This window comes from Gluconacetobacter entanii (assembly GCF_013155425.1).
Lineage (GTDB): Bacteria > Pseudomonadota > Alphaproteobacteria > Acetobacterales > Acetobacteraceae > Novacetimonas > Novacetimonas entanii.
This window is the reverse complement of sequence record NZ_JABJWD010000086.1, coordinates 11,766-25,662: the sequence shown is the minus strand read 5'-3', so window position 1 is coordinate 25,662 and position 13,897 is coordinate 11,766. Positions and strand designations below refer to the sequence as shown.

General features: G+C 66.6%; 11 protein-coding genes. 2 read left to right on the top strand and 9 right to left on the bottom strand.

Features of this window, described 5'->3' with window-relative positions:
• Positions 1-287: 287 nt before the first annotated feature.
• Both HNH97_RS14255 and parE read left to right on the top strand, forming a co-directional pair.
• Positions 288-827 (top strand): hypothetical protein, encoded by a 540-nt coding sequence (locus tag HNH97_RS14255; RefSeq protein ID WP_171791324.1) that lies wholly within the window; start codon positions 288-290, stop codon positions 825-827.
• A gap of 188 nt (positions 828-1,015) precedes the next feature.
• Positions 1,016-3,046, top strand: coding sequence for a DNA topoisomerase IV subunit B (parE, locus tag HNH97_RS14250; protein ID WP_171791323.1), 2,031 nt, complete (start codon positions 1,016-1,018; stop codon positions 3,044-3,046).
• Positions 3,047-3,217: 171 nt separating this feature from the next.
• On the opposite strand, the gene HNH97_RS14245 is transcribed toward parE, so the two are convergent.
• The 9 genes from HNH97_RS14245 to HNH97_RS14205 all read right to left on the bottom strand — a co-directional run bounded on the left by HNH97_RS14245 (position 3,218) and on the right by HNH97_RS14205 (position 13,871).
• Positions 3,218-4,735 (bottom strand): NADH-quinone oxidoreductase subunit M, encoded by a 1,518-nt coding sequence (locus tag HNH97_RS14245; protein ID WP_171791322.1) that lies wholly within the window; start codon positions 4,733-4,735, stop codon positions 3,218-3,220.
• A gap of 153 nt (positions 4,736-4,888) precedes the next feature.
• Positions 4,889-6,787 carry a DNA mismatch repair endonuclease MutL gene (gene mutL / locus HNH97_RS14240; RefSeq protein WP_171791321.1) on the bottom strand — a complete coding sequence of 633 codons (1,899 nt, stop codon included), beginning with the start codon at positions 6,785-6,787 and terminating at the stop codon, positions 4,889-4,891.
• Between the two features lie 125 nt (positions 6,788-6,912).
• Entirely contained in the window at positions 6,913-7,440 is a 528-nt protein-coding gene (locus tag HNH97_RS14235) for a DUF3035 domain-containing protein (RefSeq protein WP_171791320.1), read from the bottom strand.
• A 57-nt stretch (positions 7,441-7,497) separates the two neighbouring features.
• Positions 7,498-8,004, bottom strand: coding sequence for a signal peptidase II (gene lspA, locus HNH97_RS14230; protein WP_110913464.1), 507 nt, complete (start codon positions 8,002-8,004; stop codon positions 7,498-7,500).
• A gap of 26 nt (positions 8,005-8,030) precedes the next feature.
• On the bottom strand, positions 8,031-10,904 hold the full coding sequence (gene ileS, locus HNH97_RS14225; RefSeq protein WP_171791319.1) for an isoleucine--tRNA ligase: 2,874 nt from the start codon (positions 10,902-10,904) through the stop codon (positions 8,031-8,033).
• Between the two features lie 133 nt (positions 10,905-11,037).
• Positions 11,038-11,979 carry a bifunctional riboflavin kinase/FAD synthetase gene (locus HNH97_RS14220; protein WP_171791318.1) on the bottom strand — a complete coding sequence of 314 codons (942 nt, stop codon included), beginning with the start codon at positions 11,977-11,979 and terminating at the stop codon, positions 11,038-11,040.
• Positions 11,976-12,710, bottom strand: coding sequence for an acireductone synthase (gene mtnC / locus HNH97_RS14215; RefSeq protein WP_110913467.1), 735 nt, complete (start codon positions 12,708-12,710; stop codon positions 11,976-11,978). Before mtnC ends, HNH97_RS14220 begins: the two co-directional genes overlap by 4 nt.
• Positions 12,685-13,251, bottom strand: coding sequence for a 1,2-dihydroxy-3-keto-5-methylthiopentene dioxygenase (locus HNH97_RS14210; RefSeq protein ID WP_171791317.1), 567 nt, complete (start codon positions 13,249-13,251; stop codon positions 12,685-12,687). Before HNH97_RS14210 ends, mtnC begins: the two co-directional genes overlap by 26 nt.
• Entirely contained in the window at positions 13,248-13,871 is a 624-nt protein-coding gene (locus HNH97_RS14205; RefSeq protein ID WP_171791316.1) for a methylthioribulose 1-phosphate dehydratase, read from the bottom strand. The genes HNH97_RS14210 and HNH97_RS14205 overlap by 4 nt, the downstream gene beginning before the upstream one ends.
• Positions 13,872-13,897: the final 26 nt, after the last annotated feature.

The window sequence follows — 13,897 nt, the reverse complement described above, 5'->3', positions numbered from 1 at the left end:
ATGCCCGCCCGGCCCGAACGCACCCGGCGCGGGACACATGCAAGGCGGACTGCCACCGCCCCGCTCTAGAGCAACATGGCCGCAGGCGAAAGACCTATCCTTGGTGCACACGAGTCGGTGACCATGACGACAGGGCATGCACTTTTTTTGTCCGGGGGCATGTCCCCTCCCTTTTGGCCGATATCCGATTAGGGTATAGAGCCTTTCAGCATTTCAATTCTGCCGGTTCATGTGGGGCTCCACGGATCCGGCGACACCCACGCCGCAAGATCTGGAGAACCGTCCTGATGTCTTTGTCCTTTTGGCGCGCCGCGGCCGCTGGCCTGGCTCTTGCCGGTCTTGTCAATTCCGGCCATGCGCTGGCCGCAGGTCCCTGCTCCCCCTCCCCCGCGCACGAGGCGTTCGACGTGCAGGGCCTCAAGAGTGAACTGATGGTCACCGCGCTTTCGTGCGGCGCGCAGGACAAGTACAACAGCTTCGTCACCAAGTTCCGCCCCAAGCTGGCGAACGAGGAAAAGGTCCTGACGTCCTATTTCCACACCACCTATGGCCGCAGCGCGCAGCGCCAGCATGATGACTACATCACGCAGCTTGCGAACGTGCAGTCCGAGCGCGGGCTGAAATCCGGCACCGCCTTCTGCCAGCAGCGCCTGTCGATGTTCGACGAGGTGCAGGTCCTCGACAGTGCCGCGGACCTGTCGAACTATGCGCAGGCAAAGGACATCCTGCAGCCCGCCTCCTACCTGACCTGCACGGCGCCGAACCATCCCGCGCCCGCGGCCGCGCGTTCCACCACGCGCTCCACACGCCGCACGGTGCGTAGCTGATAACGGGTCGCTGATACGGGCACGCCCGGCGGCCATGGCGCAAGATCGCCATGGTGCGAACTGAAAAGGAAGGCCGGTCCATGCGTCCGGCCTTTTTTGCGTGCATCCCCCGGCGCATCGGGCATTATTGTCGCGCGCAGGCATCCCGGTCTTGACATCCCACGGTCCGAAGGCACAAAGAACAGTTCATGAACGACGATCTTTTCTCCAAGCCCGCAGCCCAACGCCGGACGCAGGCGCGCAAATCCCGCGCCCCCGCTGACACCCCACGGGCCGGGAGCGAAGATTACGACGCCAGCGCGATCGAGGTGCTGGAGGGGCTGGAGCCTGTGCGCCGTCGCCCCGGCATGTATATCGGCGGCACGGATGAAACCGCCTATCACCACCTGGCGTCCGAAATCCTTGACAACGCGATGGACGAGGCCGTGGCGGGCCATGCCTCGGTCATCGATGTGTCGCTGGAGGCCGGGAACTGGCTCACAATCCGCGATAACGGGCGCGGCATCCCGGTCGATCCCCACCCCAAATTCCCGCAGCGTTCCGCGCTGGAGGTCATCCTGACGACGCTGCATGCGGGGGGCAAGTTCTCCGGCAAGGCCTATGCCACCTCCGGCGGCCTGCATGGCGTGGGATCGTCGGTGGTCAACGCCCTGTCCGCCCGCATGGAGGTGGAGATCGCGCGTGACCGCACGCTGTGGCAGCAGGTCTATGAACGCGGCGTCCCGCTTGGCCCGGTCGAAGAGGTCGGCCCGACGCAGAACCGGCGCGGCACGCAGATCCGCTTTGTCCCCGACCCGCAGATTTTCGGCAAGCTCCACTTCTCGCCCCTGCGCCTGTACCGGCTGTGCCGGTCCAAGGCGTTCCTGTTTCGGGGGGTCACCATCCGCTGGTCATGCGATCCATCGCTGATCAAGGGCACGGACGTCCCGGCGGAGGCCGTGCTGCACTTCCCCGGCGGCCTGGCCGACAGCCTGCGGGACGAACTGGGCAATACCGCGCTGCTGACGGATATCTGGGCCGGGGATGCGGACCTGCCGACCACGGCGGATGGCGAAAGCACCGGGCGCATGGAATGGGCCATCGCGTTTGTCGAACGCGGCACGACGGGGCTGTCGTCCTACTGCAACACCATTCCCACCCCCAATGGCGGCACGCATGAAACCGGCTTTCGCACGGCCCTGACCAAGGGGCTGCGCAACTGGGGGGAGCAGCGCTCCAACAAGCGTGCGGCCACGATCAATGCCGATGACATCATGGGCCTGATTTCGGCCAAGCTGTCGGTCTTCATCCGTGATCCGCAGTTCCAGGGCCAGACCAAGGAGAAACTGACCAGCAGCGAGGCCAGCCGCCTTGTGGAGACGGCGCTGCGGGACCGTTTCGACCACTGGCTGGCGGGCAACCCGCCGCAGGCGGACAACCTGCTTGCGGTGGTGATCGAGCGCGCGGAAGAGCGCCTGCGCCGCAAGGAGATGAAGGACACCCCGCGCAAGAGTGCGACGCGCCGCCTGCGCCTGCCGGGGAAGCTGACGGACTGCACCCGCGAAAACGCCGCCGAGACGGAAATCTTCCTCGTGGAGGGGGATTCGGCAGGCGGTTCCGCCAAGCAGGCGCGCAACCGCGAGACACAGGCCGTCCTGCCGCTGCGTGGCAAGATCCTCAACGTCGCCAGCGCCTCGGCGGAGAAACTGCGCGCCAACCAGGAACTGCGCGACCTGGTGGAGGCGCTGGGCTGTGGCATTGGCGAACGCTTTGACGCCAGCCGCCTGCGCTATGGCCGCATCATCATCATGACGGACGCCGACGTGGATGGCGCGCATATCGCGTCGCTGCTGATGACGTTCTTCTATCGCGAACTGCCCGCGCTGATCCGGGGCGGGCATCTCTATCTTGCGCAGCCGCCGCTCTATCGCCTCACGCAGGGGGGCAAGACGGTCTATGCGATGGATGATGCCGACCGCGAACGCAGGCTGAAGCGCGAGTTCAAGCCCAATGCGAAGGTCGAGGTCTCACGCTTCAAGGGGCTTGGCGAAATGCCACCATCCGACCTGAAACAGACGACCATGGACCCGAAGCACCGCACGCTGCTGAAGGTCGTGACCCCGATGGAGGACAGCAACCTGACACGCGAACGGGTCGAGCACCTGATGGGACGCAAGCCCGAACTGCGTTTCCAGTTCATCCAGGAACATGCGCGGCAGGTGGAAAACCTCGATATCTGAGGCAACGGACTGCCTTTAAGTTCAAAAAGTTTTTGGTGAAGCTTTTTCCAAAAAGCTTCAAAAGACGCCGCCTTTTTCGATCAAAAGGCGGCACCCAAAAACTTTTATCCGTAAAAAAAGGACGCCCCACCCGACAATGCGGTGGCGGCGTCCTTTTTCCTTGGAGCAGCCTTACCCGGCGGCGGTCCGCACCACAGGGGCCACACTGTCGGAGGCCACGACCGGCGCAGGCTGCACGAGGCTTGTGACCGTGGGGTTGAACACCCGCAGGAACGTGCCCGGATGGATGCCCATCCACAGTGTCACCACCGCAAGCGGCACCAGCACCGCAAGTTCCGGCCCCGTCAGGTCCCGCAACAGGGCGACCATGCCGCCCGCCGCCTGCCCGAACATCACGCGGCGATACAGCACCAGCATGTAGACCGCGCCGAGGATCATGCTCGACCCGCCAAGGAACGCCAGCCAGAAGGACACGTGGATCGCGCCGACCATCACCAGCAGTTCGCCCACGAACGCCCCGGTGCCCGGCAGGCCGATATTGGCCATCACGAACAGCATCGTCAGCGTCGCCAGCACCGGCATCTTGTGCGCCACCCCGGCAAAGGCCGAGATTTCGCGCGTTTCCGCCCGCCACGACACGGCAGAGACACAGAAGAACAGCGCCGCGATCACGATGCCATGCGACAGCATCTGGAAGATCGCGCCATCAATCCCCTCCGGCGTCAGGGTGAACAGCCCGATCGCGATCACCCCCATGTGGGAGAAGGAGGAATAGGCAATCACCCGCTTCATGTCCGTCTGCGCCAGCGCGATGATCGCGGCATAGATGACGGCCACGACCCCGAGCGTCAGGACATAGGGCGCGAACACCCGCGCCGCGTCGGGGAACATCAGCACGCCAAAGCGCAGCAGGCCATAGGCCCCGGCCTTGGACAGCACGCCCGACAGCATGACGGAGGCAGGGGTCGGGGCCTCGGTATAGGCATCGGGCAGCCACGCATGCAGCGGGAACAGCGGCAGCTTGACCCCGAACGCCAGGATGAAACCCGCCAGCAGCCAGCCCTGCATCGAATGGGAGAAGGTGGTGTGCTGCAATGTCGGGATATCGGTGGTGCCCGCCACATTCCACATCACCAGCAGCGCGACCAGCATGAACAGCGACCCGCCAAAGGTGAACAGGAAGAACTGCAGCGAGGCCCAGACCCGCTTCGGTCCGCCCCACACCCCGATCATCAGGCTGCCGGGCAGGAGCGTCGCCTCGTAAAAGACATAGAACAGCACGAGGTCCAGCGCGGAAAACAGGCCGATCAGCGTGGTTTCCAGCAGCAGCATCGCGACCATGTAGTCACGCACCCGCGTATTCACCAGCTTCCACCCGCCAATGATGGCAAGCGGGGTGAGGAAGGTGGACAGCAGCACGAACATCAGGCTGATGCCATCGACGCCCGCATGGTACGACACGCCAAAGGCGGAGGCCCATGATGCGCGCTGCTCGAACTGCACCCCGGCATGGGTGGGATCGAACTGCGCCCACATCACCAGGGACAGGACGAACACGATCGCACTGGTCCACAGCGCCACCCAGCGCGCGGAGGTTTCGACCGCTTCGGTCGTACCTCGCGTCAGCATGATGGCCAGAACGCCCCCTAGGGGCAGATATGTGACGAGGGAAAGCAGGATCGGGTGCACGTCAGTCTCATCGCCATGAAAGGATGGACCGAACTTAGGGACATTACGGAAATGAAATCCAGCCGCCCGCCGCTCACGTTCTGCCGAGCAGCCCGCCCCGGCACCCCGTACACACCGCCCGCGCGCACCGGAATGGCGGGGTGCGCCATGGGGTCAGCGGCGTCCGAACATCCGCTCCAGATCGCCTTTTTCCAGCTTCAGCCATGTCGGGCGACCATGTGAACAGGTCCCGGCGCGGGGGGTTTTCTCCATGTCACGCAGCAGGGCGTTCATTTCCTCGTGTGTAAGGCGCCGGCCCGCGCGCACGCTGCCATGGCAGGCCATGCGCGCGATGATCGCATCCAGCCGCCCGTCGATCGCCTGCGCCTGCGCGGGGGCCAGCAGTTCGTCTTCGGCCAGTTCCTCCGCCAGGTCACGCAGCATCGCCGCCGCATCCCCACCGCCCAGCAGCGCGGGCACGGTGCGCACCATCACGGCATCACCCCCGAAGGCGTCGATCTCGAGTCCCAGCGCCGACAGCGTATCGGCAAAGGACACCAGCAGGTCGGCCTGCCCCCGCCGCATGGTCACCACCTCGGGCAGGAGCAGGCGCTGGGCACGGATTTCCCCGCCAAGATACTGCGCACGCAGCCGTTCATGCGTCAGGCGTTCATGGGCCGCATGCTGGTCCACCAGCACAAGTTCCCCGCGCGCCGTCTGGGCAAGGATATAGGTATCCAGCACCTGCGCCACGGCCGCCCCAAGGGGAAAATCGGCTGCCGCTTCGCCATGGGACTCGGGGTGGGACGCTGCGGGGATATCCGCTTCGGACCATGCGACGGTGCGGCGCGCGCCCGGTGCTGCATCCATCAGCGGCAGGCGGCGTTCCGCCACGCCTTCGGCCATGACCGGCGGCGCATCGGGCAGGTCATCCGGGGATGGGGGCGCATGGGCCGGGATGTCCCGGCCGGACGATGCCGCCGCGGGTTCCGGCGGATACCAGATGCGCGCCCCGCTGCTGCCACGTGACTGCAACAGGCCGGGGCGCACGCCTGCAACGCCCGCGCCGATTCCCAATGCCCGGCCCAGCGAACCGATGACCAGCGCCCGCACGGCCGCCGCATCCGCGTAACGCAGTTCGGTCTTGGCGGGATGGACGTTCACGTCCACCTGTTCGGGCGGGATCTGCAATGACAGCGCCACGACGGCATGGCGGCCATGTTCCATGACGTTGCGATAGGCCACGCGCACCGCCGTACGCAGCACCGGGTCCACCACCGGCCGGCCGTTGACCAGCAGCAACTGCCCGTTGGCCGTCGCGCGATGCACCGATGGCGCACAGATATAGCCCGACAGGCGCAGGTCGCCGCGTTCGCCCTCCACCGGGATCAGGCCATCGGCCTGCCCCGCCTCAAGGATGGCCGCCGCCCGCGCCGCCATGTCCTGCGCCGGGAGGTCGAGGACCACGCGCTGGTCGAACTGCAGGCGGAAGGCCACATGCGGAGCCGACAGGGCAAGGCGGCGGACCGTGTTTTCCGCATGCCCCGATTCCACGCGCGCGCTCTTGAGGAACTTGCGCCGGGCGGGGGTGGCGAAAAACAGGTCCTCCACCACCACGCGGGTGCCCGCGACCCCGGCACAGGGACGTGGCTCCTCCACCCGTCCCCCTTCCACGCGGATCGACCATGCGCTGGGCGCGCCATGCGGGCGTGACGTGACACTCAGCCGCGCGGCCGCCCCGATTGACGGCAGCGCCTCCCCCCGAAAGCCAAGGGTGGAGATCCGCACCAGTGTCTCGTCCGACAGCTTGGAGGTGCAGTGACGCTCCACCGCAAGGCGCAGGTCCTCCGGCGTCATGCCACACCCGTCGTCCGTCACCTCGATCCGTTCGATCCCGCCCTGCTCCAGATGGACCGAAATCCGCCGCGCCCCGGAATCGAGCGCGTTTTCCACAAGTTCCTTCAGCGCCGCCGCCGGACGTTCGATCACTTCGCCCGCCGCGATGCGGTTGACGACCCGTTCGGACAGGCGACGGATCACAGGACGATCCGGGGAGGGGGAATGTTCGGTCATGGCGATATCATGGACATCCCGTGCCACCGCCGCCACCCCTTGCAGGTGGAACGAAAGGACGGGGTGGCCTTCATCAGGTCAGGAATGGCCGGGCGGGATGGTCCCGGCCCGCCCATCGCGACGGGTTATTTCTTGGGCGGGGCGGCCACGGTCGGGGTCGCGCCCTGCGTCAGGTTGCGGCCCAGCGCCGAATCCTCCCGCAGGCGGGCATTCTCGGCCTTCGCATTGACCACGCTGCCGGCGCCACCGCCATGCCAGAACATCAGGCGATCGACAAAGCTGGTGCCCGCCTTGCCCAGTTCGCCGTTATCCGGCGCGTTGGAGGCTTCCTTCGCCTCCCCCACCAGCGCGGTCTGGCCGGGGCTGTCATCGCCATACGTGCCCTGCAGCGCGACATTGGGCGACAGGGTTTCAAGCGCCTGCATGCGCGGGTTGGAATCCTGCGCGCGCTGGATCGCCACGCTGCTTGGCGCGCCCAGTTCGTCCGAAGGCGGCATCGACAGCGGCGTGCGGGTCGTTACGGTATATTCGTCGGGCATGCTGCGTTCGAGGCCGAACGCGCGTGAAACGTCCCCCCCCGAACACCCGGTCAGGGAAAGACCACCCGTGGTGACCAGCGCAAGAGTAAGGGTTCTGAAAGCCGTGGATGCCATGATTCGCCTCTTACCGCCCCTGCAACAGTTAGACAAGCACCGCTTTGACATTCTGTCCTATCCCCTGTCGCGATCGAGAAGATTATCAATGATCAGCACGGCCACGCCGCAGTCTATCGCCGCATCGGCAAGGTTGAACACCGGCCAGGACCACCCATAGGCATGCAGGTGCACGAAATCCACCACGGCCCCGAACTGCAGCCTGTCGATGACATTGCCCACGGCGCCACCCATGATCGCACCCAGCGCACCCGCCACCCACGGGCGCGGCGTGCGCGCCGCCCACAGGCCCAGCAGCACGACGATGAACAGCGCCACGACCGAGAAGATGATGCGCCCGGCACTGCCCGCGCCGCCCAGCATCCCGAACGTGATGGCATGGTTCCAGACCATGGTGAAATTCAGCCCCGGCATCAGGGCGACGCTCTGCCTGTCCGGCAGGTCGTAGCCATGGAGCATCCAGTGCTTGCTCCCCTGGTCGAGGGCGAGGACAAGGCAGAAGAACAGCACCGTCCACCCCACCCTGCTGACCCTGCGCCGGCGTCGCGGCGCAGGGTCCAGCATGCCGGATCCTGACATGATGGACGAACTCACGCCCGGCCCTGCACCACGTCCGCGCACCGCAGGCACAGTTGCGGGTGGGCGGACACGGTGCCGACTTCCTCCAGCACCTTCCAGCAGCGTGCGCATTTGTGTCCCGGCGCCGCGCAGATGACGGGGCCGCCATGCGGCGCGCCCTGCGCATCGGTGGGGGTGTCGAGGTAGATCGAAGCGCTCCCCGCCTCGATGTCCACGTCAACCTGCGAGACGATGGCCAGTTCGCACCAGTCCACCTCGCCAAAGGTCGCGGCCTCGTCCTCCGACAGGGGCAGCGTCACCGCCGCCTGCAGGGACGATCCCACCACGCCGTCGCGGCGCGCGGCCTCGATCTCGGTCGTGATGATGCGCCGCACCCCGCGCAGCGTGGCCCAGCGATCCTCCAGCGCAGGCTGGTGCCACTGCGCCGGAAGGTCGGGGAACGGCTGGAGATGGATGCTCTGCGTATTGCCCGGCCGCGCCAGCCACGCTTCCTCCGCCGTGAAGACCAGCACCGGAGCCAGCCATGCGCACAGGCAGCGGTGCAGGTGGTCAAGCACCGTGCGCGCCGCCCGCCGCTTCAGGCTGCTGGCGGCATCGCAGTAGATCGTGTCCTTGCGCACGTCGAAATAGAACGCCGAAAGGTCGGCGGCGCAGAAACCGTGCAGCGCGGGATAGACGCCCACCCATTCATGCGTCTCCACCGCGCGCGCCACCAGGCCGCCCAGTTCGCACATCCGATGCAGCACCCAGCGCTCAAGCTCCGGCAGGTCGTCATAGGCGACGCGCTCCTCTTCCGAAAAGCCATCCAGCGCGCCGAGCAGCCAGCGCAGCGTGTTGCGCAGGCGGCGGTAAAGCTCGCCCTGCTGCTTGAGGATGTCCTTGCCGATGCGCAGGTCCTCGTTGGTGTCGGAGTTCATGACCCACAGGCGCAGGATATCCGCGCCGAGCGAGTCATTGACATCCTGCGGCGCGATGACATTGCCCAGCGACTTGGACATCTTGCGGCCCTGCTCATCAAGGACAAAGCCGTTGGTCACCAGCGCGCGGAACGGCGCGACACCCTTCGTCCCCACGCTTTCGAGCAGCGAGGACTGGAACCAGCCACGATGCTGGTCCGAGCCTTCGAGGTAGACATCGGCGGGGAACGGCATGTCGCCATGGCCCAGCACGAAGGCATGGGTGGAGCCGCTTTCGAACCACACATCGACGATATCGAACACCTGTTCGTAATCATCGGGGTTGCGCCCTTCGCCAAGGAAGCGCGACGCGGGCGAGGCATACCACGCATCCGCGCCCTCGGCCGCAAACGCATCGACCACGCGCTTCATCACCGCGGCATCGCGCAGGACCTCGCCCGTGCGCTTCTCCACGAACACGGCAATCGGCACGCCCCATGCGCGCTGGCGGCTGATGCACCAGTCGGGACGTCCCTCCACCATGGAGGTCAGGCGGTTGCGCGACTGCGCCGGGACGAACGTCACGTCATCAAGCGCCCTGAGCGCACGTTGCCGCAGCGCGCCTTCGCCATCCATGCGGATGAACCATTGCGGCGTCGCGCGATAGATGATCGGCGCGCGCGACCGCCATGAATGCGGATAGGAATGGACCAGCGTCGCCCGCGCCACCAGCCCGGCCGGGGTCTGCCCGGCGCCTGCCGTGCGGCGCATGACCTCTTCAAGCGCGGTGCAGACCGGCTCCGCCGCCTTGAAGACATGGTTGCCCGCGAACAGCGGCACCCAGTCGGCATAGCGCCCGTCATCCATCACCAGTTCGGTGATCTCCAGCCCATGCTGGCGGCCAAGGTTGAAGTCGTCCTCGCCATGTGCGGGGGCGGTATGGACCAGGCCCGTGCCCGCCTCGGTCGTGACATGCCCGCCCGGCAGCATCGGGACGTCGAAGTCATAGCCCTGCCCGCGCAGCGGATGGGCGCAGACGGCCCCCGCCAGCGCGCTGCCCGGCAGGGTATAGAGGACATGATGCGCGCTGATGCCCGCGGCGGTGCAGAATGGCTCGATCAGGTCCTCGGCCACCAGCACCTTCGATTCCGGCTCCAGCAGGGCGCCGTCGGCCACGTCATCGACCCGCACCACGGCATAGGTGATGTCCGGGCCATAGGCGATGGCGCGGTTGGCCGGGATCGTCCATGGCGTCGTGGTCCAGATGACCGCCGCCACGTCCTCCAGCGCATGGGCCGGGGTGGGGTCGTGGATGATGGGGAAGGCCACGTGGATCGCGGTGGATTCATGGTCGCGATATTCGATCTCCGCCTCGGCCAGGGCGGTCTTTTCCACCGGACTCCACATCACCGGGCGCAGGCCGCGATACAGCAGGCCGTTGAGCAGGAACTTGCCGATCTCCCCCGCGATCGCCGCCTCGGAGGAGAAATCCATCGTGGCGTAGCGGCGCGCCCATTCCGCCTGCACGCCAAGGCGGCGGAATTCGGCGGCCTGGATATCCAGCCATTTCTGTGCATAGGCACGACATTCGGCGCGGAACTGCAGGACGGGCACGCTGTCCTTGTCCTGCCCGCGCTTGCGGTATTCCTCCTCGATCTTCCATTCGATCGGCAGGCCGTGGCAGTCCCAGCCCGGCACGTAATGGATGCCATAGCCCGACATGCGGTGCGCGCGGTTGATGACGTCCTTGAGGATCTTGTTCAGGGCATGGCCGATATGGAGGTGGCCGTTGGCGTAAGGAGGGCCATCATGCAGCATGAAGACCTGACGCCCCTGCGCCTGCGCGAACAGGCTGTCGTCAAGCTTCTCCGCCGCCCAGCGCTCCAGCATCTCGGGCTCCCGCTTCGGCAGGCTGCCGCGCATGGGAAAGGAGGTGGTGGGAAGAAACACCGTCTCCCGGTAGAGATCCTGTGGTTTTGACTCGGTCATGACCCTGTTTTCTGACTGCTTGATCCAAAGAAACATGGAGGGACGGGACACGCCCCGTACAACCGCAACGCAACGTTATGGGGAGGGTGCGGGCCTGCGGTCAAGCTTTCGCGACACCGCCACGCCCCACCCGTCATGCCCCGCCCGTCGCCAGCAGGTAGTCGCGCGCCGCCTGCGTATCGCGCGCGATCTGCGCACGCAGGGCGTCAAGCCCGTCAAACCGCCGCTCCTCCCGCAGGAGGGTATGCAGCGCGACCGACAGGGTCTGGCCATACAGGTCGCCCTCGAAATCCAGCAGGTGGACCTCAAGCCGGCTGATCTGCCCGTCATTGATGGTGGGACGACGCCCGATATTGGCGACACCGGGACAGACGCGGCCATCGCCCATGCGCACGCTGACGGCATAGACCCCGCGCGCGGGTTCCAGATGTCGGCCCAGCGCGATGTTGGCGGTGGGAAAGCCCAGCAGGCGCCCGCGCTTGTCCCCATGTTCGACCACGCCGCGGATCGACCATGCACGGCCCAGTTCCTCCGCCGCGCGCTCGGGATACCCCTCCTGCAGCAGGCGGCGGATGCGGGTGGAGGAATACGGCCCCGCCGCGTCACACAGGGCAGGTACGACCGTAAGCCCGATGCCAAGGTCATGCGCCTCCTGCGCAAGGAAGGCGACATCGCCGCGCCTGCGGTGGCCGAACGCAAAATCCGCGCCACAGGCGACATGCTGCACCCCAAGGCCCGCATGCAGGACCCCGGTGACGAATTCCTCAGCACTCATGGCGCTGAATTCGGGGGTGAAGGGAATCTGGAACACACGCCGCACGCCCAGCGCGACAAGGGCGGAAAACCGCTCGTCCGGCAGCGTCAGGCGAAAGGGCGGGTCCTGCGGGCGGAACAGTTCGCGCGGATGTGGCTCGAACGTGACAACCGCCAGTTCGCCTTCGGGCCGCGCCGCCTGCAGCGTGCGCAGCAGGTGGGCATGGCCGAGGTGCACGCCGTCGAAATTGCCCAGTGCTGCGACCGTGCCGCGCGCGGCGTCGGGAATGTCGCGCCAGTCGGTATAGAGATGCGCCTTCATGCCGCCACCGGCAGGCCGAACATGCGCGCGGCCCCGTCCAGTGTCGCGGCCACCGGGTGCGTGGTACCGGCCACCGTCCCGTCCTCCGGCCGCACGATCTGGCAGGTGCGCAGTCCCGCCTGCGCCGCCGCGTCAAGTTCGGCCACGACATCGGACAGGAACAGGACCTCGCCCGCCGTCCACCCTGCCTTCGCCAGGATGTTGGCGTAACTCGACGCCACGCGCTTGCCGCCCATGGCAAGGTCGTAGAAGCCACAGAACAGGCCGGTGACGTCGCCTTCGTCCGTGTGGCCGTAAATCAGTTCCTGCGCAGCCGCCGAGCCTGAGGAATAGACCGCAAGCACCACCCCCGCCGCCGCCCACCGGCGCAGCGCGGGGAGTACGTCGGGGTAAAGCCGCGCGCTGAGTTGCCCCGTGCGGTAGCCCTGCGCCCATGCGATGCCCTGCAGGGCCTTGAGCGGCGCGACCTTCTCGTCACGGTCCATCCAGGCCTCAAGCTGCGCAAGCGGCGGCACGCCGGGGGCGAGGCGCGCGATCTCCGCCACCTGCGCGCGCACCTGCGGGTCATCGGCATGATCGCGCAGCAGGCCCGGCAGCACGCTGCGCGCATAGGGGAACAGCACGTCATGGACGAAGGAGACCGGGATGGTCGTCCCCTCGATATCCAGCAGGACGACACGCGGCGGTGTGGGAGGCGAGACGGGATCAGACGGCAATTTTACACCCTTCATCATCGGGGGCGGCAAAGCGGGTGGCGATGTCATCGCCGGTATAGTGCGCAATCCAGCCGTCGCGGTTGGTAAAGACCCGCAACGCCACGAAATCCGGCACCGCCCCGCCATCGAACCAGTGCGGCACGCCGGCGGGCACAGAAATCAGGTCCCCCGCCGTGCAGCGCACGTTGAACACCTGCCCGTCAACATGCAGGACGAAATCCCCCTGCCCATGTACGAAAAAGCGGATCTCGTCCTCGTCATGGATATGTTCGCACAGGAATTTGCGCCGGGTGGCCTCCCACCCCTCGCCCGCGCCATGCATGCTGATGACATCGGCGGACCCGGCCCCGGTTTCCCCCATCAACTGATCAAGGTAGGGGCGATAGGCCGCCAGCACATCCTCCGCCGCAGCGTCGCGCGCAGGGGTTACGGGACTGTCCCAGCGTTCGAACCGCACGCCGACCGTGCCGAGCACCCGCGCGATGCGCGCGGGGTCCGACGTCCGTTCGACCGGGGCTCCGGGCGCGTCATCGCGATAGAGCGCAAGGCTGCTCATGTGCGGATCTTCCGTTTTTCCAGTTCACACGCCAGCAGGAACTCCAGCCCCTCCAGCCGGGCGAGCGCCATGCCCATGTCGTCACCCCAGACATAGACGCCATGCCCGCGGATCACGTAGCCAAGCGGCATGTCGGGCATGTGTGGCGCAATGACGCGGACAAGGCGGGCGATGTCCTGGTCATTGTCGAACACCGGCAGGCGCAGGCTGGTGTCATGGGTCGTCTGCCCCTCGAACACCTTGAGCACTTCGTACCCCGCCAGCGTGATCGCATCACCCGCCAGCATCGACAGCACGGTGGACGCAACGGAATGGCCATGCAGCACCGCGCCGGTGCGCGGCGATGCGGCATAGACCTGGCAGTGCAGCAGGGTTTCCGCACTGGGCCGGTCGCCTTCATGCACGGGCGCGCCTTCTGCCGTGACCTCGATCACGCCATGCGGGGTCAGCATGCCCTTGTGCCCGCCCGAGCGCGTGATCGCGATCAGCCCGTCAGGCAGGCGGCAGCTTATGTTGCCCGCCGTCGCCGGGACCCAGCCGAAGCGGTCCATGCGACGCCCGGCCGCGATGATGTCACTGACCGCGACCGCGCGCGGGTCGGAAGAAATAACCTTGTCCATCGAACCTTCACGCAACCCCGTGACGA

Excerpts from the sequence above, each read along its gene's own strand:
- mutL (WP_171791321.1), bottom strand. The coding sequence starts at position 6,787 with ATGACCGAACATTCCCCCTCCCCGGATCGTCCTGTGATCCGTCGCCTG.
- HNH97_RS14210 (WP_171791317.1), bottom strand. The coding sequence starts at position 13,251 with ATGAGCAGCCTTGCGCTCTATCGCGATGACGCGCCCGGAGCCCCGGTC.
- ileS (WP_171791319.1), bottom strand. The coding sequence starts at position 10,904 with ATGACCGAGTCAAAACCACAGGATCTCTACCGGGAGACGGTGTTTCTT.
- HNH97_RS14205 (WP_171791316.1), bottom strand. The coding sequence starts at position 13,871 with ATGGACAAGGTTATTTCTTCCGACCCGCGCGCGGTCGCGGTCAGTGAC.
- lspA (WP_110913464.1), bottom strand. The coding sequence starts at position 8,004 with ATGCTGGACCCTGCGCCGCGACGCCGGCGCAGGGTCAGCAGGGTGGGG.
- HNH97_RS14235 (WP_171791320.1), bottom strand. The coding sequence starts at position 7,440 with ATGGCATCCACGGCTTTCAGAACCCTTACTCTTGCGCTGGTCACCACG.
- HNH97_RS14220 (WP_171791318.1), bottom strand. The coding sequence starts at position 11,979 with ATGAAGGCGCATCTCTATACCGACTGGCGCGACATTCCCGACGCCGCG.
- HNH97_RS14255 (WP_171791324.1), top strand. The coding sequence starts at position 288 with ATGTCTTTGTCCTTTTGGCGCGCCGCGGCCGCTGGCCTGGCTCTTGCC.
- mtnC (WP_110913467.1), bottom strand. The coding sequence starts at position 12,710 with ATGAAGGGTGTAAAATTGCCGTCTGATCCCGTCTCGCCTCCCACACCG.
- parE (WP_171791323.1), top strand. The coding sequence starts at position 1,016 with ATGAACGACGATCTTTTCTCCAAGCCCGCAGCCCAACGCCGGACGCAG.